Origin of the sequence: Enterococcus sp. 2G9_DIV0600 (assembly GCF_002140615.1) — a bacterium.
Classification (GTDB): Bacteria; Bacillota; Bacilli; order Lactobacillales; family Enterococcaceae; genus Enterococcus_D; species Enterococcus_D innesii.
Genome location: NZ_NGLL01000001.1, coordinates 519,382 through 543,411 on the forward strand (window position 1 = coordinate 519,382; position 24,030 = coordinate 543,411).

General features: G+C 41.9%; 20 protein-coding genes. 17 read left to right on the plus strand and 3 right to left on the minus strand.

Features of this window, described 5'->3' with window-relative positions; genetic code table 11:
* Positions 1–121 precede the first annotated feature (121 nt).
* The 6 genes from A5870_RS02515 to A5870_RS02540 all read left to right on the plus strand — a co-directional run bounded on the left by A5870_RS02515 (position 122) and on the right by A5870_RS02540 (position 5,813).
* On the plus strand, positions 122–988 hold the full coding sequence (locus tag A5870_RS02515; RefSeq protein ID WP_086291695.1) for an AraC family transcriptional regulator: 867 nt from the start codon (positions 122–124) through the stop codon (positions 986–988).
* 234 nt (positions 989–1,222) lie between these two features.
* A complete protein-coding gene (locus A5870_RS02520) occupies positions 1,223–2,296 on the plus strand; it encodes a Gfo/Idh/MocA family protein (protein WP_005228203.1) in 1,074 nt (357 codons plus the stop codon).
* Positions 2,297–2,326: 30 nt separating this feature from the next.
* Complete coding sequence (locus A5870_RS02525) at positions 2,327–3,079, plus strand: sugar phosphate isomerase/epimerase family protein (RefSeq protein ID WP_086291696.1); 753 nt, start codon at positions 2,327–2,329, stop codon at positions 3,077–3,079.
* Positions 3,076–3,795 (plus strand): ThuA domain-containing protein, encoded by a 720-nt coding sequence (locus A5870_RS02530; protein ID WP_086291697.1) that lies wholly within the window; start codon positions 3,076–3,078, stop codon positions 3,793–3,795. The genes A5870_RS02525 and A5870_RS02530 overlap by 4 nt, the downstream gene beginning before the upstream one ends.
* The gene (locus A5870_RS02535) at positions 3,792–4,760 is read left to right on the plus strand and encodes a sugar phosphate isomerase/epimerase family protein (RefSeq protein WP_005228209.1); all 969 of its coding nucleotides are present in this window, start codon (positions 3,792–3,794) and stop codon (positions 4,758–4,760) included. The genes A5870_RS02530 and A5870_RS02535 overlap by 4 nt, the downstream gene beginning before the upstream one ends.
* Positions 4,761–4,784: 24 nt before the next feature.
* Entirely contained in the window at positions 4,785–5,813 is a 1,029-nt protein-coding gene (locus A5870_RS02540; RefSeq protein WP_086291698.1) for a Gfo/Idh/MocA family protein, read from the plus strand.
* 277 nt (positions 5,814–6,090) lie between these two features.
* On the opposite strand, the gene A5870_RS02545 is transcribed toward A5870_RS02540, so the two are convergent.
* Positions 6,091–7,002, minus strand: a complete 912-nt coding sequence (locus A5870_RS02545) for an ArsR/SmtB family transcription factor (protein WP_077452136.1) — start codon at positions 7,000–7,002, stop codon at positions 6,091–6,093.
* A 242-nt stretch (positions 7,003–7,244) separates the two neighbouring features.
* Here A5870_RS02545 and A5870_RS02550 point away from each other — a divergent pair, with 242 nt between their 5' ends.
* The 10 genes from A5870_RS02550 (at position 7,245) to A5870_RS02595 (ending at position 19,420) form a co-directional block, all read left to right on the plus strand.
* Positions 7,245–8,510: an extracellular solute-binding protein gene (locus A5870_RS02550; protein WP_077452134.1), complete on the plus strand. Its 1,266-nt coding sequence runs from the start codon at positions 7,245–7,247 to the stop codon at positions 8,508–8,510.
* 62 nt (positions 8,511–8,572) lie between these two features.
* Positions 8,573–9,478, plus strand: a complete 906-nt coding sequence (locus A5870_RS02555) for a carbohydrate ABC transporter permease (RefSeq protein ID WP_086291699.1) — start codon at positions 8,573–8,575, stop codon at positions 9,476–9,478.
* A 15-nt stretch (positions 9,479–9,493) separates the two neighbouring features.
* The gene (locus A5870_RS02560) at positions 9,494–10,330 is read left to right on the plus strand and encodes a carbohydrate ABC transporter permease (protein ID WP_086291700.1); all 837 of its coding nucleotides are present in this window, start codon (positions 9,494–9,496) and stop codon (positions 10,328–10,330) included.
* A 4-nt stretch (positions 10,331–10,334) separates the two neighbouring features.
* Positions 10,335–10,745, plus strand: coding sequence for a hypothetical protein (locus A5870_RS02565; protein WP_139345162.1), 411 nt, complete (start codon positions 10,335–10,337; stop codon positions 10,743–10,745).
* A gap of 12 nt (positions 10,746–10,757) precedes the next feature.
* Complete coding sequence (locus tag A5870_RS02570) at positions 10,758–12,551, plus strand: glycoside hydrolase family 2 protein (protein ID WP_086291701.1); 1,794 nt, start codon at positions 10,758–10,760, stop codon at positions 12,549–12,551.
* 404 nt (positions 12,552–12,955) lie between these two features.
* Complete coding sequence (locus tag A5870_RS02575) at positions 12,956–14,731, plus strand: glycoside hydrolase family 2 protein (protein WP_077452123.1); 1,776 nt, start codon at positions 12,956–12,958, stop codon at positions 14,729–14,731.
* Positions 14,732–14,880: 149 nt separating this feature from the next.
* Positions 14,881–15,807 (plus strand): alpha/beta fold hydrolase, encoded by a 927-nt coding sequence (locus A5870_RS02580; RefSeq protein WP_086291702.1) that lies wholly within the window; start codon positions 14,881–14,883, stop codon positions 15,805–15,807.
* Positions 15,808–15,932: 125 nt separating this feature from the next.
* Positions 15,933–17,012 carry a 3-phosphoserine/phosphohydroxythreonine transaminase gene (gene serC, locus A5870_RS02585; RefSeq protein ID WP_086291703.1) on the plus strand — a complete coding sequence of 360 codons (1,080 nt, stop codon included), beginning with the start codon at positions 15,933–15,935 and terminating at the stop codon, positions 17,010–17,012.
* Entirely contained in the window at positions 17,013–18,197 is a 1,185-nt protein-coding gene (locus A5870_RS02590; protein WP_081117859.1) for a phosphoglycerate dehydrogenase, read from the plus strand.
* Positions 18,197–19,420 carry a DUF1015 domain-containing protein gene (locus A5870_RS02595; protein ID WP_086291704.1) on the plus strand — a complete coding sequence of 408 codons (1,224 nt, stop codon included), beginning with the start codon at positions 18,197–18,199 and terminating at the stop codon, positions 19,418–19,420. The genes A5870_RS02590 and A5870_RS02595 overlap by 1 nt, the downstream gene beginning before the upstream one ends.
* Before the next feature lie 42 nt (positions 19,421–19,462).
* Here the strand turns inward: A5870_RS02595 and A5870_RS02600 are convergent, their stop codons facing one another.
* Together A5870_RS02600 and A5870_RS02605 are read right to left on the minus strand one after the other, a co-directional pair.
* The gene (locus tag A5870_RS02600) at positions 19,463–20,812 is read right to left on the minus strand and encodes an Nramp family divalent metal transporter (RefSeq protein WP_086291705.1); all 1,350 of its coding nucleotides are present in this window, start codon (positions 20,810–20,812) and stop codon (positions 19,463–19,465) included.
* Between the two features lie 157 nt (positions 20,813–20,969).
* Positions 20,970–23,312 (minus strand): ABC transporter ATP-binding protein/permease, encoded by a 2,343-nt coding sequence (locus A5870_RS02605; RefSeq protein ID WP_086291706.1) that lies wholly within the window; start codon positions 23,310–23,312, stop codon positions 20,970–20,972.
* 138 nt (positions 23,313–23,450) lie between these two features.
* Between A5870_RS02605 and A5870_RS02610 the strand changes: the two genes are divergently transcribed.
* The gene (locus A5870_RS02610; RefSeq protein ID WP_061053279.1) at positions 23,451–23,936 is read left to right on the plus strand and encodes a MarR family winged helix-turn-helix transcriptional regulator; all 486 of its coding nucleotides are present in this window, start codon (positions 23,451–23,453) and stop codon (positions 23,934–23,936) included.
* Positions 23,937–24,030: the final 94 nt, after the last annotated feature.

Sequence of the window (24,030 nt, forward strand, 5' to 3'; positions counted from 1 at the left end):
CTTTTCTTGAATACGATACCACAAAAAAGCAGAAGAAACTATGATTGGCTGAGAAAAGGTTTTCTCTTGGACAATTTTTCGCTTATAATAAATAAGAATAGAGCGAAGGAGTCGGTCAGCCATGAGTATGTACCTTGAAATTCCTGAATTTGAAAGTGAATTTCGTTTTCGAACGTTTCTAAATGATGGTCTGACCATCGTTTACCCCCATGTCCATAAAGAAATCGAGATCATTTACGCTAAGCGCGGCACGGTCAATATTGGTGTTGACGATACGATCATTGAGTTGGAGGAAGGGGATCTGTATCTTTTTTCCAGCGGGCAACCCCACTATTTTCTAGCATCGCCTGAGAGTGAACGCTATGTCTATCAATTTGATATGAAGCTTTTTGAAGAGCCGTTGCTTCGAGAAAATGAAGTATCCTTGATGACACTCTTTGAAGAAGGGGAGCCCCACAGCAAAAATTGGCCAACGAGTTTTACGGAAAAAATAACAGGTCTCTTGATCGAGTTGTATCAGTTGGAAGAGGAAAATGTTGTTGGGATGCGTTATTTGACTCTCGGGCTGCTTTACCAGTTGATCGGGGAGTGCTATCAAGGTTTGCCTAAGCGCAAACAAGCCGTCAATCCGCTAAAACGAACGGCCGCACAATACAAAGAAACCTTGCAGCGTCTGAATGATGTCTTTGAGTACATCGAATCTCATTACCAAGAAGTCTTGACGATGGAGGACACCGCAAGACATGTAGGGTTTAGTCCCCATTATTTCACGCGTTTCTTTAAAACCAATACTGGCAAGACCTTCATGCAGTTTTTGACGGAATACCGCATCAATCAAGCCAAATTTATCTTGGCCAATGAAAAGATCCCCATGGCAGAAGTCGCTGAAAAAGCAGGTTTTGCCAGTGTTAAAACATTTCACCATGTCTTTAAGGAAGCCGTTGGTCAATCACCGTTGCAGTACCAGAAACAACTGAATCAAAATTGATAGAAACAGCCGATGAGCCTTTGCTTGTCGACTGTTTTTTTGTCAATTTGGCACTATTTTTTTCTCGATAGTGTTTTTTTAAGCGCTTTGCATAAATTGTGGAGTGGTTCTTTTTGTTAAAGTTTCATAAGATAATTTTCGGGAATTTTTTCAATGGAAACTGGGAAGAACTGCTTTCGATGTTTCGCTATAATGAGGGGGTAGAAAATAATAAGCGTTTTCAGGAGGAAAGATATGACAGTTAAAGTTGGAATCATTGGGTGCGGTGGGATCGCAAACGGCAAGCACATGCCTGCCTTGTCTCAAGTAGAAGAAGTAGAAATGGTTGCCTTTTGTGATCTGCTGGTTGAACGTGCAGTTGAAGCGAAATCAGCATTTGGGACCGAAGATGCCCAAGTATTCAGCGATTATCAAGAGATGTTGGCACAAGCTGATCTAGATGTGATCCATGTGTGTACACCAAACGCCTCACACGCTGAGTTGACGATTGCCGCACTAGAAGCGGATTGTCATGTCATGTGTGAAAAACCAATGGCAAAAACAGCGGCAGAAGCCAAAGCAATGATCGAAGCAGCCAATAGAACAGGAAAAAAACTCACGATCGGCTACCAAAACCGTTTCAGAAAAGATTCTCGTTATCTTCATGAAGTGTGCGCCGAAGGACAATTAGGAAACATTTATTTTGGGAAAGCTCATGCGATCCGTCGTCGGGCTGTGCCAACTTGGGGTGTTTTCCTTGATGAAGAGGCGCAAGGCGGCGGTCCGTTGATCGATATCGGTACCCACGCATTGGATCTGACCTTATGGATGATGAACAATTACAAACCAAAATTTGTTGTCGGAAAAGCGTATCATGAGTTGTCACAAACCAAAAATGCCGCAAATGCTTGGGGCCCTTGGGACCCAGAGAAATTCTCAGTAGAAGATTCGGCCTTTGGTTTTGTGGTCATGGAAGATGGCGCAACGATTTTCTTAGAAGCCAGCTGGGCACTCAACAGTTTGGACGTGAAAGAAGCCAAAACGACACTGATGGGTAGCAAAGCCGGTGCGGATATGAACAACGGTTTGACCATCAATGGGGAAGACCACAGCTTGCTGTATGAAAAAAATATCGAACTTGAAACAGGCGGCGTTGATTTTTATGAAGGAAACGGGGAGACGCCAGAAATTTTAGAAGCACAATCGTGGATCCATGCGATCATCAACGATACCGAACCAGTGGTCAAACCTGAAGAAGCAATGGTCGTGACGGAGATTTTAGAAGCGATCTACAAATCATCGCAAACCGGTGAGCCAGTCTACCTATAAGAACTGCTGGAAGAAAAGGAGCGAGCATAAATGACAAAACCGAAAATCGCTTTACAGCTTTGGAGTATTCAAGAGGACTGCAAGACAGACCTTTTTGAAGCGTTGAAAACAGTAAAACAAAACGGCTATGACGGTGTTGAATTTGCTGGTTATCATGGACATAGTGCTGCTCAGATCAAAGAAATGCTGGAGCAGTTGGATTTGTCGGTCGCGGCTTCCCATATCCCGTTTGAAGCATTGCAAGATCGTTTTGAAGAAACCGTCGCTTTTGAAAAAACGATTGGCAATCAACGGATCGTGATTCCGTATGCCAGCTTTGATTCTTTGGAAAAATGGCAAGCCTTTGCTGCGGAGCTGACCCAGATCACCCAAAAGTTGCAAGCAGAAGGGCTGACTTGCTACTACCACAACCATGCCCATGAATTTACTGAAGTTGCTGGAGAATCCATGATCGATGAACTGATCAAAGACAATCCGCAACTGCGTTTGGAAGCCGACCTTTACTGGTTAGCCTTTGCAAACGTGGCTGTTTTACCTTGGCTAAAGGAACGCGAAACGAAGGTCGGTTTGGTTCATATCAAAGATATGCAAGAGCAGCCGCAGGAAAGCACCGAGATCGGCAATGGGATTTTACCAATCAAGTCGTATGTAGAAGCAGCTAAAGCATTAGAACTACCATGGCTGATCGTCGAGCAGGAAGCGTTTCAAAAATTCGCTCCTTTAGAAGCCAGCGGGATTGATTATCTGCAATTAAAAAACATCGTAGAGGAGGTCTACCAATGATCCATGTTACGGTATGGAACGAGTTTCGTCATGAAAAAACAAATGAGACCGTCCAAAAAATGTATCCAGAAGGAATCCATGGTCAAATTGCCAAGTTTTTAGCAGAGGATGATTTCCAAGTGCGAACGGCGACCCTTGATGAACCAGAACACGGGTTGACGGAGCAAGTGTTGGCTGACACGGATGTGTTGGTTTGGTGGGGCCATATGGCGCATGAAGAAGTCGATGATGCTATCGTTGCTCGTGTGCAGCAGCGTGTATGGGAAGGAATGGGACTGATTGTCTTGCATTCCGGCCATTTTTCGAAAATCTTTAAAACCTTGATGGGAACGTCGTGCGATTTGAAATGGCGGGTAGACGATCAGCATGCGCGGATCTGGAATATCAATCCAAGCCACCCAATCGTTGAAGGAGTCGGCGAATGGATCGAACTAGAGCAAGAGGAAATGTATGGCGAGCACTTTGATATTCCAGCGCCGGATGAATTGATTTTTGTCAGCTGGTTCCCTGGTGGTGAAGTTTTCCGCAGCGGCTGTACATTCCGCCGTGGGAATGGCAAGATCTTCTATTTCCAGCCTGGTCATGAGACATTCCCAAGCTATTACAATCCCAAAGTGCAAAAAGTGATCCAAAATGCGGCTCGTTGGTGTGCACCAACAGAAAATCGTTACCCAACGTATGGGCATTTTCAAGCAATTGAGGAGGAAAGAAAATGAAATTAGGTGTTTTTACCCCGTTATTCAATCAACTTAGCTTTGAAGAGATGATTGATGAAGTAGCGAAAAAAGGGCTCCAAACCGTTGAAATCGGTACCGGTGGTTCTCCCGGCAATGCTCACTTAGACATTGACCGTTTACTAGCAAGTGAAGCAGAGCGAAAAGAATACTTAGCGAAATTAGCTGATAAAGGATTGGAAATCTCAGCTTTGAGCTGTCACAACAACCCAATCTCTCCACTAAAAGCAGAAGCGCAAGAAGCCGATGAACTTTTGCGCAAAACCATCAAATTAGCCAGCTTAATGAATGTACCTGTTGTGAATGGATTTTCAGGCGTTTCAGGCGGAAATGCAACAGATACGCAAGTCAACTGGCCAGTATTGCCATGGCCAACGGAATACGATGACAATTATAATTATCAATGGGAACAAAAACTGATTCCTTATTGGAAAGGCATCAACACGGAAGCGGAAGCGGCTGGTGTTAAAATCGGGATCGAACTTCATGGCGGCTTTTTGGCACATACTCCTTATACGATGTTGAAACTGCGGGATGCTGCGGGGAAAGCCATCGGCTGTAACTTGGATCCAAGTCATTTATGGTGGCAAGGGATCGACCCAGTGGCAGCGGTCAAAATCTTAGGGGAAGCCGATGCGATCCATCACTTCCATGCCAAAGATACGTATTTGGACCAAGACAATATCAACATGCATGGCTTGACGGACATGCAGCCATATAGCAATGTCAAAACCCGAGCTTGGACCTTCCGTTCAGTCGGTTGCGGCCACAGCTTACAAGTCTGGTCAGATATTATTTCTGCGCTTAGAATTTATGGGTATGATTATGTCTTGAGTATTGAACATGAAGATCCAATCATGTCCATTGATGAAGGACTGACTCGTGCCATCAGTAACTTGAAGACGATTATGATCCGTGAAGAAGCTTCATCCATGTGGTGGGCATAAGAAGAAAACCGAGGAGTGTCAGACATGAGTGCAATCAATTTTGCAGTAATCGGATATGGCGGCATGGGTGCGTACCATGTCCACAATATCTTACCAAATGAAAACGAACGAATCCACATCGTAGGAACTTACGATATCAATGAAGAACGTCAAGCGATCTCCCAAGAAAAAGGCCATAAGATCTTTAAAAGCTATGATGAAGTCTTAGCCGATGAGACGATCGAAGCAGTATTGATCGCCACACCTAATGACTTGCACAAAGAGTTATCGATCGCTGCGTTGAAAGCCGGCAAACATGTTGTTTGCGAGAAGCCTGTTGCGCTGAATACTGCGGAACTAGATGAGATCGTGGCGGTTGCCCAAGAAACCGGCAATACCTTTATGGTTCACCAAAACCGCCGTTGGGATCCTGATTTTCTACTTGTACGCGAACTGTACCGTAATGGACAGATCGGTGATTTGTTCCAATTAGAGTCACGGGTCCAAGGGGCGAACGGCATCCCAGGAGACTGGCGCCATGTGAAAAAACAAGGTGGGGGAATGCTTTTAGACTGGGGCGTTCACTTGCTGGATCAAATGCTATGGCTGATCGACAGTCCAGTGAAAGATGTTAAAGCGGATCTTAGCTTTGTGTTGGGGGAAGAAGTCGATGATGGGTTCTTCGCTTTGATTACCTTTGAAAATGGGGTCAAAGCAATCGTGGAAGTTGGAACCTCCAATTACACGCAATTGCCTCGCTGGTACATCAAAGGAACAGAAGGAACAGCCACCATCACCGATTGGGATCTAAATGGGGAAATGGTGCAAGCAACAGGTCGCGAAGACGTGGCCGCACCAAAACCAGTCCAAGCAGGCGTCGGCTTGACGAAAACGATGGCACCCCCATCGGAATTGGCAGCCAAAGAAATTCCTTTCCCGAAAGCCGAAGCGGATTTTGAACCTTTCTACAAGAATTTTTACAACGTTGTACGCAACGGTGCCGAACCTATCGTTAAAAACGAAGAAGTCCGAGCAGTGATGCAGTTGATCGAACGCATTTTTGCCATAGCGTAAGAGAAAAAGTCCCCGCCAGATAATTGGTGAGGGACTTTTTTCTACTTCATATAGTTTGTTTAAACGAATCTACCATGCAATATAGGCATCATTGAAAAGCGAACCGCTTATTATGAATGTTCGGATAGGAGAATAGCCGATATTTCAACATAATAATCAACATATGATAGATACGGATAAAGATAGTTTAAATCACAGTTATTTTTCCTATTGTTAGTTCAATGTTTAGAGGGAGCAGTATAAATTATACTGCTCTTTTTGTCTACATGATTGTTCATTAATTATCTAAATAATATACATTCACAAGAATATTTTGGTTGTGATTTCCAAATCCTTTTCCAAACAGGGTTAGCCCTCCTTTATTTTTAGCATTTTCTTCAATTTCTAATCGTAATTTTATAAAAGGGGAATTATGTAACTGCAAATCATCAATGGTAACTTCTGAGTAGCATTCACCATCAATACCAGTATCTAGTTTATTGATTCGAATATGCTTGAGTAAACCGTATTGGCTAAAACGATCGTTCCACCATAACGGAGTATATCGACCTCGAGTATCAGAAAAGTTTCCCGGAACTGTATAAATAGCTACTTTGACATCATTAACAAATATTGAAATATCGCTAGGCCAAATATTGTTCGACAAAGGAAATTCTGAGGCTAATTCCATGCTGATCTCTAACAGTTCAGGGGTTTCAGATTCTTGTAAGAGGTTCGGGATTTTGTACTCCACAAAGCCTTGATTGAACCACAGTAAGGCTGCATTAACTCGATTAGAATCCAAGAAATACTTTGGGTCATCGGACTTTCCTACTACTTCTTTAACTGTCGCCAGTCCACACGTTGGACTGACAGAAAAATCTGTGAAGTGTCCAATGTTTAAATCTGTAGAATGAAGTCTGAATGCTTGGTAGATTCGCTCGGGGAAAGTGATGTGGATATCATCTACTTTCAAAAAAACCATCTTTTTATTTCTATTGGTGCCAATCCCTCGTTCAGAATCGAGGAGTCCAGCATCTTCCATTTTTTGTACATGACGTGTGGTAATCGCACTGCTGATATGTAATTCTTTGGCAATTTCACTAATACTTTTTTTCTCGTTACCGATGAAATGAATTATTTTCAAGCGTGTTTCACTTGCCAACGCTTCATAAACCGGTAGGGAATGTTTCGTTAAATCTAGCTCCATTTCTTCTGTCTCCTTAACTTATTAGTTAAAATGTGTGCTGAGGATGTGGCTTGAGCTTATATCTTCATTAACCAAAAAGTTGTTTTTGTAAAATTACTATATCATAACATTGACAGCGTTTGCAACAGGTGTTAACTTAAATTTTGTAAACGAAAACAATAATAAAAATCTACTGATTGGTTAAATAGTAAATGGCAGTCGAAGGTTAATGGATTAACTAATTAGTAAAACGGAGGGTGACGATGAAAGTGAATAAGATAGCAAAATGGGTAATATTGGGGGTCTGTACAGGTGTCTTGGCTGGTTGCGGTGGTTCTTCGGGAGGGACAGGAAACAACAAGAATGAAATCACTTTTTGGAATCCATTTACGGGGGCGGATGGATCAAACATGGTTGCAATGATTGATGCTTATAACAAAACTGATCCTGAATTCAAAATTAAAAATGTGTCATTACAAGAAGGCGATATGTATTCAAAAATCCCAACAGTTGTTAATTCGGGGAAAAACATTCCCGATCTAAACATTGTTCACGCAGAACGGATCAAGCAGTATAAAGACAATGGTATGCTAGAAAGTTATGATGACTTGCTAGGCGATTATGAAAATATCAATAAAGATAATTATGTAGCAGAAGCTTGGAATCTTGGAGAGCTAGATGGCACACGATATAGCATTCCACTTGATATCCATAGTTGGGGCACATATTACAACAAAGAATTAGTAGAGAAATATGCGCCCGGTGCATTAGATGATAATATTTTAACTTTTGATGAAATCAAAGAATCAGGTAAAAAAGCTGCGGCAGATGATATTCGTGGCGTTGCTGTTACTTGGGTAAAGCCTAATTTCTTATCCTTGATGAAACAAAATGGTGGTATCCTTACCGAAAATGGAACGGATCCAACTTTAGATACGTCGGAGTCGAAAGATGCGATTGGTATGTGGAAAGAACTATATGACGAAGGAGTTACAACAAAAGATGGTGAAGATCCTAGTCAGTTGTTCCTTGCTGGAAAATTAATCTTTTTTCCAGAAGGTATTTGGATGCAAAACAATATCAAAGAAGCTGAATTTGAATGGGGATTGACTAACTCACCACAATTATCTAATAACTTGAGTGAAACAGTTAACTGGGCATCTTCTCACCAATTTGTCCTTTTTAAAAGTGAAGAGCGTAGCGCAGAGAAAGAAAAAGGTATTATGGACTTTCTAGAATGGATTCGTACAAACTCGCTTGAGTGGGCGAAGGCCGGTCAAAACCCAGCTACATTGGACATCTTGAACGATGAAGAATATCAAGAGATGCCACAGTCGCTGTTTATCTCGACTCCAGAACAACAAGCAACATTGAGTATTTTTGATTATAAATATAATGGTTATGTCTCCGAATATATAGATGCACACGGATTTGATACGATTTTTGGCAAGCAAGAAGTCGATGATTTTACTTCTGGTATGCAAAAAGAAGTAGCTGATAAGATTTCAAAAGACAGTACAAATAATTAACCATAAACAGTATCAGCTTAGATCTGTGCTGATACTGTTTTCTTTAGAAGGGAGCAAAATGTATGATTACGTCAATAGAAAAAACAAAGACGAAAAAATCTACCAATAAAGAATGGTCAGCATGGCTTTTCATTGCACCTCATTTAATCATTTTTCTGATTTTTTTTCTGATACCTATAATTTTTGGTGTGTACATCTCTTTTACTGATTGGGATTTGTTCAATACACCGACATTCGTTGGTTTGGATAACTATAAAGAATTATTTTTCAATACTGAGTCTACTTTTTATACCCAGTTAAGAATAGGTTTGACCAATACTTTTATTTTTGTTATTTGTACTGTTCCTTTTTGTATCATGGTTCCTTTATTGTTGGCAGCGGCATTGAATACAAAGCCATTTTTAAGCAAACTTTTTCAGTCTATCTTCTATATGCCGTCACTTTTCGCAATTTCAGCTATCGTGATTATTTGGACACTGATTTTTAATGTCAACTATGGGCCAATCAACACACTATTCAATACAACGACACCTTGGACTGGTACACAGCCTTATGCTTGGATTGCTTTGGTCGTGGTAACGGTTTGGTGGACGATTGGCGGTAATATGATTATTTATCAAGCAGCTTTGAATGGGATTCCCAAAGATTATTATGAAGCTGCGGATATTGACGGTGCAACTGCCATCCAAAAGTTTTTTAAAATCACCTTACCATCGATTCGTGGACAGCTTTTATATACGGTAGTAATGACAACGATTGCTCAATTCAATGTTTATGGACAGCCACTGATGTTGACTGGTGGTGGTCCAAACAACTCGACACGAGTTTTACTGATGTATATTCAGCAAAATGCTTTTGGATCAGGTCAATCAATCGCTGGTATCGCTTCGGCAATGGCAGTTATCCTAGGTCTCTGTATCATGGTTATTTCCGCCATTCAGTTCAAGTTTTTACGAGTGAAAAGCTAAGGGAGGTCTGTAAGAATGAAAAAAAAATCTGTTTCATCGTTTGTTGCATTTGTTTTTCTTTTGCTAATGTCCACAATCTGGCTTGTTCCTTTGTTATATGGCGTCCTAACTTCGTTTAAGTCAGAAATGGAATTGATGACTGCTGGATTCAAAATTTTGCCTATAGAATGGGTGCTAACTAACTATACAGAACTCCTTGTCAACAATACGAGTACACCTTTGGTTAGATGGTTTTTGAACTCGATGTTGATCGCAATCAGTCACACTTTGTTAGTGCTGATTGTCGTTTCTTTTTCTGCATTTGCATATAGTCGTTTACATTTCAGAGGGAAGAATGTCTTGTTTTCTTTTCTATTAGCAACAATGATGTTTCCTTCAGTTGTTAACCTAATTCCACTTTATAAAATTGTTGATATTTTTGGCTGGGTCAATACACCATTGGCGATGATCGTACCTGGTGCGGCCGGAGTATTCAATATTTTCTTAGTCAAGCAATTTATGGACAATATTCCTAAAGATTTTGATGAGGCTGCTCAAATCGATGGAGCAAGTGAATTTACAATTTTCACGCGTATTATTTTACCTTTGATCAAACCAGTCTTGCTTGTTGTCTCGTTATTTTCATTCACAGGATCTTGGAATGATTTTTTGTGGCCGTCGATTGTCTTCAATGATATCGAGAAAATGCCAATTACTTCGGGATTGCGTTTGCTTCAAGGAATGTATCAAGCACAGCCAACATTATTGATGGCAGGTGCATTGATTGCCATCATTCCAACATTTCTATTGTACTTATTTGCTCAAAAATACTTCTTGCAATCGATGTCACTTTCGGTTGGAGTGAAAGGATAAAGTGATGAAAAGAAGAATCGAACGACGCTTAGTCCTGATTATGGGGGGATGGCAAATCTTCGATGGACTGATTACAATCATCTTTTACGGTTTAGGCAACCAATTGAATCTCTTGGGGGTAAATAGTGACAATCAGGTTTACCTTGAACAATTGAATGTAAGCTATGGCAACATTTTTTTATTTGTTAGTAGTTTTGGTGTCATGCTAATTGGTTTGGGGATTAGTAATATTTTGCTGAGCAAAAAGTATATCAAAGATGATCGCGTTCATTTCAAAATAGGCGTTTATCTGTTGATCCAAGGATTGTTATCATATTTCATTCTAGATATTTTAAGTTTAATTTTAGCAATGGCAGCTGGGGTGCTGTTAATAGCAAAAAATAAGTCTATTCAAATGAAAGAAAAGATGATTTAGCAGGAGGTAAGTATGAAGAGAAAAGAATATCCAAGGCCGCAGTTTGTCCGTGATACATGGACGAACTTAAATGGTGAATGGCTGTTTATGTTTGATGACGAAAATGAAGGTATACAAAATGGGTGGATCAATGATCCCATGATCTATCAGCAGAAGATTAATGTGCCTTTCGTTTACCAAAGCAGAGAAAGTGGAATCGGTGACCGCACACCGCACGATATTGTTTGGTATATGCGTGAATTTGAGGTGGAAGCCAATCAAGGAGAATCTGTGATTCTGCATTTTGGAGCTATTGACTATGAGGCAGATATATATATAAATGGTCAACATGTCAAAAATCATAAGGGTGGACATACCTCTTTTGATTTAGATATTACTCCTCAGCTGAACGGAACTGGTTGCCAGCAAGTGGCTGTCCGAGCATTTGATCGCCATGACGACGAAAGTACTCCTCGTGGGAAACAATTTTGGGAGCCAGAGTCATCGGCGATCTGGTACACAAATTCTACTGGCATTTGGCAGACCGTCTGGCTAGAAGTGGTGAACGAGATTCACTTATTAAAATCCAAGTTCGTTCCTCGATTCGATGATGGGAAAATTGAAATTACAGCTGAGGTGAGTAAGCTAGTCAGTGATTTATCTTTGAACTATGAGATTACATTCGGAGAGGTCCTGGTAGCTGTAGGATCTGTTTTTTTAAATAAAGCAAAGATTGTTTTCGACGTTGAATTATTTCAAGAACATATTTTCCGGACAAATTTTCATAATGACGGATGGGCTTGGACGCCAGAAAATCCAAAATTATTTAACGTTCAGTTTATATTGAAGCAAAAAGATATGATTCTCGATACTGTAAAAAGTTACTTCGGAATGCGTAAAATCCATACTGAAAAAGGGATGGTTTACTTAAATAATAAACCATACTATCAAAAATTGATTTTAGATCAAGGTTATTGGCCAACTGGCTTACTAACTGCACCAACGGATGAGGCTTTTAAGAAGGATATTTTGCTGGCGAAAGAAATGGGATTCAATGGATGTCGCAAGCATCAGAAAACCGAAGACCCACGCTTTTTGTATTGGGCTGATTCCTTAGGATTTCTAGTCTGGGGAGAATGTGCTGCACCGGCAATTTATAATGAACAATCCGTTGCTAGTTTGATGCATGAGTGGACCGAGATTATTGATCGGGATAGCAACCATCCATCAATCGTTACCTGGGTACCGATCAATGAGAGTTGGGGAGTTCCCTCGATTGGTCATGATCGTCAACAACAGCACTTCTCTCAAGCGATGTATCACATGATCCATGCTTTGGATCCAACTCGCTTGGTAATTTCGAACGATGGGTGGGCGATGACGGAAACTGATATTTGTGCACTCCATAATTACTCTCATGGAACGGAAGCAGAACCTGAGAAATATGAATATTTTAAGGACTCGCTGAGTACAAGGGAAAATTTGATGTCACGAATGACTTCTGCTTGGCCTATCTTTGCTAAAGGGTTTACTTATCATGATCAGCCTATTTTATTGACGGAATTTGGTGGTATCGGTTTTGATGTGTCTGGTCAGCCTGGCTGGGGATACACATCTGCTGAGAATGAAGTAGATTTTCTCAGAAATTATCAAAGAATTCTATCTGCTGTTTATCAATCTGTGGGGTTATGGGGCTATTGTTACACGCAAATTACGGATGTAGAACAAGAAATCAACGGATTGCTTACCTATGACCGCCAGCCAAAAGTTACATTATCTGAAATAAAAAAAATCAATGATCAGTTTCACGTACCTCAAGTCGATTAGCTATCGTTCTAAAATTGACGCTATCGCTGTAGGCGAATAAAAAGTGATTTGGGAAATGTCAAATGATCTTGAGAATGTTTGGGCGACTAAGCTTCATTATAAAACGATGCATTATCTATTTCGGCATCAAAAATCAACTAAGATCTCATCGTATGCCAGCTATAGTTAATGATCAAGTGAAATCATCTGAATGCATTAATTTATCAGAATCACTACAATGAAATACTGATAAAAATGATGTGGTACAAACGGAAATCATGGATCCATCTAAATACTGTCAAACGGTTCCGGCTAGTTTATTTCTATCAAGAGGTAGAATAAAAATCAGTCTTAAAAATAGTTTGCTGTGAATACTGCTTAGGTCGTCCGAGAGGAAATTATTCAAATAGATGAGGAGTAAACATATGAAAATTGAGCGTAAAACACATCCAAGGCCACAGTTTATCCGTAAAGAGTGGTTATCCTTAGACGGGGAGTGGGCATTCGCCTTTGATGATGATAATAAGGGTAGACAAGAAAATTGGTTTCAGGGATTTGAGAAGTGCCAGATGATTAACGTACCATTTACCTATGAAACTCAGGCAAGTGGGATACATGATGAGAGTCATCATGCTATTTTATGGTATCAAAAAACATTTCAAGCTGAAGCAAAACAGCCACTCACACTGTATTTTGAAGGTGCGGATTATTTAACAGAAGTTTGGGTCAACGGGCAGAAAATTGGATGCCATCAAGGGGCATATAGTCGTTTTTCTTTTTTAATCGACAGTGAACTACGAGATGGGGAGAATCAATTGATTGTTCGAGTAGAGGATTCATTGGCCAATGACCAACCAAGAGGAAAACAACGTTGGTTGAAAGATAATTTTGGTTGTTGGTATGTCCAAACGACAGGAATTTGGAAATCTGTCTGGCTTGAAAAAACACCAATTTATTATTTAGAACAAGTCAAAGTAACACCGGATCTAGATAATGACCAAATGATTTTTGAACCGCAAGTGAAAAAAAGAGGAAGCTATACGTCGTTAATCGAAGAAAATCTGTCTCTAGAAATCAATCTGAGTTTTGCTGGAGAACTAGTTAGTAAATCATTAACTACGCTTACTCACAACAATACACCCGTGATGATGGACACAAGAGTTCATGAAGATGCTTGTTGGGGGACAAGGGTATGGCACCCACTCCATCCGGAGCTATATGATATCCAATATCGGTTACTTGATGAAGACGCTCTCGTCATCGATGAAGTCATTAGTTATTGTGGAATGCGTAAGATAGCGATTGAAGAAGGGCAAATTTTACTGAATAATGAAAAATTGTATCAACGTTTGATTTTGGATCAAGGTTATTGGCCTGAATCTGGGATCACCCCACCTTCGATAGATGCAATGAGAACTGATTTAGAAAAAATATTAGAGATGGGGTATAACGGATTAAGAAAACATCAGAAAATTGAAGATGAACGATTCTTGTACCTATGCGATGAGATGGGATTACTTGTTTGGGTTGAAATGCCATCTACGTACACTTTCAACGATACTGCGATTCAACATTTGGCAAAAGAGTGGTTATCAATTGTGGGGCAGCAATACAACCATCCTTCCGTGATTACGTGGGTTCCTTTCAATGAATCATGGGGTGTTAAAGGTATTCATTCATTGATAAAACCCCAACAATTGACAGAGGGGATTTATCATATGACCAAAGCTATCGATAGCCATCGACCAGTTATTACTAATGACGGATGGGAACATACTATTTCAGATATTCTAACGTTGCATGATTATGAAGAGGTAGGTGGATTGTTTAAACAGCGTTATATGGATAAAGATTCGATAGTGAACAATCAACAAATGTTCAACAACGATTGGTTTGCTTTTGCTCATGGCTACCGATATCAAAACCAGCCAATCATTATTTCTGAGTTTGGTGGGATCGCATTTACGTCAGATTCTGAGAAAGATTGGGGTTATGGTCATCAGGTAAAGGACGAGAAGGCATTTATAGAAAGATTTGATGCAATCCATCAGGCCATACAAGATCTACCATATATCACTGGCTATTGTTATACCCAATTAACGGATGTAGAACAGGAAGTCAACGGTCTACTGGATTCTCAAAGAGTATCTAAGGTGGATTTAGCTAAAATCAAAAAAATAAATCAACGGCGGAATAAATAATGATTTTAGTACTTTGTAAATTGGAGATAGATGCGAATCATTTAGATTTGTGTCTATTTTTTTGTGGAATTTAGGAGCCGACTTTTTTCGTGAGGTGAGTTATATGTATAATGTAGGAAGTAACTAAAGTGAGTTGAAGGAGGAGCCAGATGAGTCGGTCAAGTAAAGTATTAATATCATCTAATAAAAAAGATTCAATCTATGTCCTATCTTGGATCCCAGATACCAAACCAATCGGTGTAGTTCAGTTGGTCCACGGAATGATCGAACACATTGAACGTTACCACGAGTTTGCGGAATGTTTGACTGCGCAAGGCTATGCGGTGGTCGGTCATGATCACTTAGGGCATGGGCAATCCTTGAAAGAAACACAGGCCTATGGGCATTTTGGTGAAAAAGAGGGCGCCAACTATTTAGTGGCAGATGTGGGAGTGGTCCATCAGTACGCCGCTGCTTGCTACCCAGACCGACCATACTTTATCTTAGGGCACAGTATGGGGTCGCTGGTTTTGCGGAATTATTTGTTTAGTCAGCCACATCCATTGTCAGGAGCGATCATCATGGGCACCACGATGGAAAAAGCCGTGCTGATGCAAGGAGTCAAACTTGTCACGAACTTGTTGCGCCCGTTTGCCGCTCAGCAATGGCCTTATCACGTAATGGAACAGCTAGTTTTTGGTCAGCACAACCGGCGTTTTCGTCCCAATCGAACCGCCAAGGACTGGTTGACCAGTGATCCGCAGCAAGTGGATCGCTATTTGAAGGACCCTTACACCCAATTTCATTTTTCTTTAGCAGCTTACAAGGATCTCTTTACATTGACACAAGCTGCCAGTGATCCGGACCAACTGCGCAAGATTGATCCAGAATTGCCGCTGCTGCTGATTTCAGGTGGAGACGATCCTGTTGGGCACTATGGCAAAAGCGTCCGCCAATTGGCTCAGCAACTGAAGCAAAATGCTGACGTGACGATGTATTTGCTCGAACATGGCCGTCATGAGATTTTGAATGAGCGCAACCGCGAGATCGTTTACAATGAAATTTCTCGCTGGCTGTTTGAAAAAATGCCGAAATGACGAACGTTAAGAAATTGGTAGTCTTTTCTGAAAATTCAAAATTATTTTCTCTTTTAAGGCTTTTTTCATTTTCGGCTATCTGTTATAATGATTTTCACATCTAACATAAAGGAGAGATTTTTTGTATGACAGTTTATAACTTTTCGGCTGGTCCTGCCGTATTGCCCCGTCCCGTATTGGAGAAAGCACAATCCGAACTTTTGAATTACCGCGGAAGTGGGATGTCCGTTATGGAGCTGAGTCATCGATCCTCCTTGTTTGAAGCGATCATTAAAGATGCAGAAGCACTTTTACGAAAATTAATGGGAATTCCTGAAAACTATCAGGTACTGTTTTTACAAGGCGGCGCGAGTCTCCAATTCAGTATGATCCCTTTGAATCTTGCACAAAACAAAAAAGCCTTATACGTAAATACCGGTTCTTGGTCGAAGAAAGCTATTGAAGCAGCAAAAGCGCTTGGAAACGTGACGGTGGAAGTCGTTGCCTCTAGTGAGGATCAAAACTTTACCTATATTCCAGAAATTTCAGAAGATGCGATCGATCAAGAAGCGGCTTATTTGCATATCACCACGAACAATACCATTGAAGGGACGGCCTTTCAAACGATTCCGCAGGCTGGCAATGTGCCGATCGTAGCAGACATGTCCTCAAATATTTTAGCCAATGACTATCGCGTAGAAGACTTCGGTGTGATTTATGCTGGGGCCCAAAAGAATATTGGTCCTGCAGGGTTGACGGTAGTGATTATCCGAGAAGATTTACTCAATGATGATGCTGTCTTCGCTCCAATGCTGGATTATCGTCTACAGGCTAAAAATGACTCATTGTACAATACACCACCAACGTATGCTATCTATATTGCTAAATTGGTGTTTGAATGGTTGGAAGAATTAGGCGGCATTCCTGCCATTTTAGAACAAGACCGCCAAAAAGCGGCGCTTTTATACGAAACGATCGAAGCCTCTGCTCTTTACAGTAGTCCTGTGGCTGTTGATAGCCGCTCACTAACGAATATTCCTTTTGTGACAGGGGATAAAGCATTAGATCAGCGCTTCAATGAAGAAGCTGTCAAAGCTGGCTTTGAGAACTTGAAAGGGCATCGTTCCGTTGGAGGAATGCGAGCAAGCTTGTACAATGCCTTTCCATTAGTTGGCGTTCAAGCGTTAGTCGACTTTATGAAATCATTTGAAGCGGAGGTCAAATAAATGTTCCAAATCAAAACATTCAATGCGATCGCACCAGAAGGATTACAGCGTTTAGAAAAAGAAAAGTATGCCATCAACGAAAGCGACCAACCGCAAGGGATTTTGCTGCGCAGCCAGAAATTGCACGATTACGCTTTTCCTGAAAGTGTCTTAGGTGTTGCCCGTGCAGGGGCTGGGACCAACAACATTCCCGTCAAAGCATGTACTGAAAAAGGGATCGTCGTCTTTAATACGCCAGGTGCCAATGCCAATGCGGTCAAAGAATTAGTGATCGCTAGTCTGCTCTTAAGCGTCCGTCCGATTTTACGAGGTGCCCAATGGGTGCAAACCTTGAGCGGTGATAATGTGGAAGAACAAGCAGAAGCGCAAAAAAGTCAATTTGCTGGAACAGAGTTAGAAGGCAAAAAGTTAGGAATCATCGGCCTTGGTTCTATTGGAGCGATGGTCGCCAACGATGCTTATCGTCTAGGGATGGAAGTAGTCGGTTATGATCCTTACGTGTCAGTGGATACTGCTTGGACGATCTCTCGTCGGGTCAAGCGTGCCAATGATATTGCGGAAGTCTTTTCAACCTGTGATTTTATTACGGTTCATGTGCCGCTAATGGAAAACACGCATCATCTCGTCGGGGAAGCCGAACTTGCGAAAATGAAACCTACAACGAAGCTATTCAACTTTTCTCGTAAAGAAATCGTCGATACAGATGCCGTTTTACGTGCGTTAAAAGCCGACCGTCTAGCGGGCTATACGACTGATTTTGCGGATGAACAATTGCTGCACAATGAAAAAGTCCTCGTCTTGCCGCATTTAGGTGCATCAACAGAAGAAGCCGAAGTCAACTGTGCCAAGATGGCAGCACGAACATTGAAAAAATTCTTGGAATTTGGAACCATCAAGCGCTCAGTGAATTTTCCAACTGTTGAGATGGCTTTTCATTCGCCTTATCGTCTGACGATCATCAATCGCAATGTACCGAATATGTTAGGTCAGATTTCATCGATCATTGCGGAATCTGGAATCAATATCGACAATATGCTGAATCGTGGACGGGAAGACTTTGCTTACACCCTAGCCGATGTCGCTTCTGAAGATGAAGCCTTATTGAATCAATTAGCCGATAAACTGCGGGAGAACGAAAACATCGTTCGTGTACGGGTCATCAAGAATCAGGAGGTTGGGTATTAATGGTTCAAGTATTTCCGTTTAAAGCCATTCGTCCAGAAGCCTCATTGGCAGAAAAAGTGGCCGAGCTACCGTATGACGTGGTCAATTCACAAGAAGCCGCAGCGTTTGCGCAAGGCAATCCTTACAGCTATTTCCACATCGACCGTTCGGAGATCGACTTGCCAGGAATCGATCCTTATGATCCACAGGTGTATCAAAAAGCGGCGGAAAATCTTGCATCTTTTCAAGAAGCAGGCTGGTTGATTCAAGAAACGGCGCCCGCATATTATTTGTATGAATTGACGATGGCTGGTAGAAGCCAAACTGGGCTTGTCGCCTGTACCTCGATCGATGATTACGTCGCTGGGAAAATCAAGAAACACGAGTTTACCCGTCCAGAAAAAGAAATCGATCGGATCAATCATATTCTGGCATGTGATGCCAATACAAGTCCGATTTTCTTGAGCTATCGGCAACCAGCAGCAGTCAAAGAAGCGATCGATGCGTGGCAAGCAGAGCATGCGCCAATCTATGATTTTGTCAGCTATCATGAGGTGCAACATCGTGTTTGGCTGATCGATGATCCAGCGCTAGTCGCCTCTTTTGCCCAGCAGTTTCAAGCTGTAAATGCCCTTTATATTGCGGATGGGCATCACCGCACAGAGTCAGCAGTCAAAGTCGGCTTGCAAAAGCGAGCCGATGGCCAAAGCAGTCAAGAAAGCGACCGCTTTTTAGCGATTTTATTCCCAGAAAATGAATTAGCGATTTGGGAATACAATCGGGTTTTGCGGGTACCAGTGCCAGAAACCTTTTTTGAGCAGGCAGCCCAGCATTTTACCATTCGAGAAACTACAAGGAAGAAACCAGCGCAACGTGGTTCGATTCATCTGTACCTAAACCATGCGTGGTGGGAGTTGACCATCAAACCGGAAGCTGTGCCGCAAGATGCGGTAGGACAGCTGGATGTGTCGCTTTTACAACAATACGTGCTGGCTGATATTTTCGCGATCCAAGATGTGCGGACAGACAAACGCATTGATTTTGTTGGCGGAATTCGTGGTCCAGAAGAATTGGAACGTTTGGTAGATAGCGGAGAATGGACATTGGCTTTTTCCATGTATCCAACGCAAATGACCGATCTGTTGGCAGTAGCCGATGCGGGAGAAATTATGCCGCCAAAATCAACTTGGTTTGAACCAAAACTGTTGAGCGGTCTGTTTTTACATGATTTAGAAACGAATTAACCAAAAAAAGCTTACGAGGCTAGCTCGTAAGCTTTTTTTCTATTAGAAGTTGCCGAGTGTTTCGATGATCAAGCGGACATTCAAGACCGTCAGTGCAATGGCACAGATCCAGCCTAAGGTAGAGACCCATAGCGGATTCTTGAAGCGTTCCCCCATGATTTTTTTTGAGCTGGTAAAAAGAACCAACGGGATCATCGAAACGGGTAAGGCGATGCTTAAAAAGACTTGCGAATAAATCAGCAGATCGTCCAAGGCTTGTTCGTTGCCGCCAAAGTAAATCGTACAAAGCAAGACGGGGATCACCGATAAGCCACGGGTGATCAGACGTCGCGCCCAAGTAGGGATCTTCATATGGATAAATCCTTCCATCACGACTTGCCCCGTCAGTGTCCCAGTGATCGTTGAATTTTGACCAGATGCCAAGAGCGCCACAGCAAACAGAACGCTCAAGACTGGACTGGCGACAGCACCAGCAATGGAGGAATCTTGCAATGCATCGAACAGCGCGGAGAAGGTGCCGACTTCTTCACTATGACCAAAGAACAAGGCGCTTCCTAAGATCAAAAGCAGGCAATTGACCAAAAACGCAGCGGATAATTGGATATTGGAATCCCAAGTAGCGAACCGCACGGCCGTTGCCACTTCTTGGGTATCGCTGCGATCGATTTTTCGTGACTGGGAGATCGAAGAATGCAGATAGAGATTATGGGGCATCACAGTCGCACCAACGATCCCCAACGCCATTGTCAGCTGTCCATGGTTCAAGACTTGCTTTTGGGGAATAAAGCCTTGCAAGACAGCAGGCAAATTTGGTTGAGCAATAATGACTTCGTAACAAAAGACCAGCATAATGACCAAAATAAGTGTCATGACGATCGCTTCGATTTTTCGGAAACCCAATTTCATTAAAAAGAGCAGAAGCAGTACATCGAAAATCGTTAAGATGACCCCAACTAATAAAGGTAAGCCGAATAGTAGATTGAGAGCGATCGCTCCTCCGATCACTTCCGCGATATCCGTTGCCATGATAGCCAATTCGGTGACGATCCACAAGACAAAGCCTAAGCCTTTGCTGGTGTGTTTACGAGTTGCTTGCGCAAGGTCCATCTGGGTCACAATCCCTAGCTTGGCTGCCATGTATTGCAGTAGCATAGCGATCAAACTGGAAATCAAGATCACAGAAAGTAAGAGATAGCCATATTCAGCACCGCCTCCGATCGAGGTGATCCAGTTTCCTGGGTCCATATAGCCCACGGCTACCAATGCCCCAGGACCAGAGAACGCTAAGAGATTGCGCCAAAAGCTGCCGTTTTTTGGGATGGCAACTGTATTATTTATTTCTTCCAAGCTAGGATCGTTGGCCGCTTGGATCAATTTTTTTTCTTCATTCATCGTTTCACGTCCTATCTTTTTAGGTGTGCCTAAAATCAAATCTATTGTATTCCTCATTTATGGATTTTTCAAGAGAAACCTTTTGAACGTCAGAAGGAAAGGACAAAAAAACAGCAGCCAAGGGGATGGCTGCTGTCTGTTGGTTTTTTTTATAAAATTAGTCGGCGCGTAAAGCGATCGCTGCATCTTTCTTCGCTGCCATTCGAGCTGGAATGTGGCCGCCAATCATGGTTAGGACGGTGCTGACGGCAATCAAGATCAGGCCGTGAACCGGATTTAATTGAGCAACATTTTCGAGATCAGTCATGCTATATAAGATCGCGTTGATCGGGAATGTAGCTAACCAAGCAATCAGGACACCTAAAGCCCCTGAAGCGATCCCTAAAATACAGGTTTCGGCATCAAAGACGCGGGTGATGTCTTTTTTACGAGCACCTAATGCTTTTAAGACCCCAATTTCTTTCGTACGTTCTAGTACAGAGGTGTAAGTGATGATACCGATCATAATCATGCTGGTTACCAAGGAGATGCCTGCAAAAGCAATCAAGACATAGGTGATTGCATCCATCAAGCCACCAGTCAATTGAGTCATCGTACCGGCTAAATCGGAATAAACGATTTGGTCTTCTTTGTCTTTGCCTTTGTTGAAGTCATCCAAGTAATCAAGGATTTTTTCTTTGGCACTGAAATCATTTGGATAGATCATAATGCTGTTTGGTAAATCACTGCCGCCAAGATAAGCGATCAATGAATCTTTGGCACTTTCGTCAACGGGTTCATTCGTCATCACGTTGGTGTCGCTATCTTTTTGTGCTTGGACGATCGCTGAGTCTTGGTTTTCTTTGATGACTTCTTGCGCGAGGGCATCACTGTAGGCAATGCCGGTTGAAAGCAAGTTCATCGTAGAGTTTTGCTTGATACGTAAGATTCCGCTGATCGTTAATTCTTTGTTGTTGCTGTTATCGAAAACTTCATTTAAATCTTGGTTTGGAATGAAGTTTCCAGTCGGCAATTCGGTGTAAAAGGCATCATTAGACGCCAATGTGATTTTTGTTCCCACGATATCGTCGAAGGAAACCGTGTCACCATCTTCAATATCAAAACCGAGATTGATCAATGCATTGACATTCGTTACGTTGTTTTCATCGACGATCAAAACGACATCTGTGCTGGCACTTGGGTAGCTGCCTTCTAAAAGGTCATAGTTGTCTTTTAAGAAATTGCCGTTATCCTCTGATAACTGCTCAGGGAAAGTCGAAACCCCAATACCGGTTGAGGCACTCATGGCAGACATCATGGCATTGGTCTGTTCATTGTCAGGCGACGCGTTGGAGAAGCTGACTTGTTCCACATTGTCATCGATCTTGCGGAAAAGATTCAATGAAGTGGAACGAGTGTAGCCGATATTGTTGCTTAATTCAGGATCAATGTCGTTGATGTAATCGAGAAACTCTTGATCGATTTTGTTGATATGAGTTGCACGATCCGTATCACTTAATTTGGCAGTGACCTCTTTATCTGAAGGGAAATCTTCCGATTTATCCCGCGTACCCATCGCTGATGGATCTTGTTCAGTGGCTACTTGCGAGATCGTAATCGGAAAACGAGCTAATGTTTCTGACTGGGTATTGTCGATTTGTTTTTGGAATCCCGTTGACAGTGACAAAACAATGGCGATTCCGATGATCCCGATACTAGAAGCAAAGGCTGTCAAGAAGGTGCGCCCTTTTTTGGTGCGGATATTGTTAAACGACAAACGTAAGGCAGTCATGAAACTCATTTTTGTGTGCTTTAATTCGAATTGGTCTTTCTTTTGTCCTTCGACATGAGGGTTCGAATCTTTAATGATTCGTCCGTCTTTGAACTCAATGATCCGTCCAGCGTATTTGTGCGCCAATTCAGGATTATGAGTAACCATGATGACCAATTTTTCTTTTGATAGTTCTTGGATCAGTTCCATGATTTGGACACTGGTCTCTGAATCCAAGGCACCTGTTGGTTCATCACAAAGAAGGATATCAGGATCATTTGCTAAGGCACGAGCGATCGCTACCCGCTGCATTTGACCACCAGAAAGCTGATTTGGTTTTTTGTGCATATGCTCAGCTAAGCCCACACGCGTCAAAGCATCGGTTGCTTTTGCGCGTTTTTCTTCTTTTGACACACCGCTCAAGGTCATCCCAAGCTCGACGTTGTCGATGATGCCTAAATGACTGATCAAATTGTAGCTTTGGAAGACAAAGCCGATCGAATTGTTCCGATAGGCATCCCAGTCACGATCTTTAAAGGATTTCGTTGATTTGCCATTGATGATCATATCACCAGAGTCGTAATTATCTAAGCCGCCGATCACGTTCAACATGGTTGTTTTCCCAGAGCCGCTTGGCCCTAAAATGGCAACAAACTCTTGTTTACGAAAGGCGACCGAGACGCCATCGAGGGCTTTCGTAGTACTGGAGCCAACCGTATAATACTTCTTGATATCTTTTAATTCTAACATGGGGTCACTCTTTTCTTGCCGTTTTCACGATTATTTTCATTATGTAACCACGCTATCATAATGGTTAACAAAAATCAACGATTATCATTGTTTAAACAAATAATTTATACTAAACTAAAGACAGAAAAGAGGGAGAGTATGGAAAAAGCGTTAGGAACATTCAATATGGCGGTGTTTGCGGAGATCTTTTCGCTGATGGGAAACATATTGTTTGAAGAAATCGGTCTGGAAGATTTAAAATTGACCAAAATGGAAATCTTGGAACTCGTGGTGATCTCTAGTAATGAAGGAATTACGATGTCCGAGTTGGCTCAGCAAATCGGTACGTCAAAAGTCCAAATCAGTCGTTCGATCTCGGGGTTGGAAAAGGCTGGCTTTGTGGTACGCAAAACCAACGGCGTCAATCGTCGCAACGTCAATGTTTATTTGGAAGAAGCTGGGAAGCAGTTGTTTGTCCAAAAGAAAAAACAAGTGGAAGACCGCTTGAATGCCAAAACCGCTCAAATGGCTGCGGAAGATATCCAGCAGTTGAGTCAGTCGTTGACGGAGGCGGTGGGGATCTTGCGGAAATATGACATTTTACGGACTGGCAATCAATGTGAGAAGAAGACACCGTTTGATTAAAAATGGGTGAAGCAATCGTTTGCTTTTTAATCACTGAATTAATTTCATATTGACTTATATTATCGATTTTTTAGATAAAGCAACCGATTGCGTT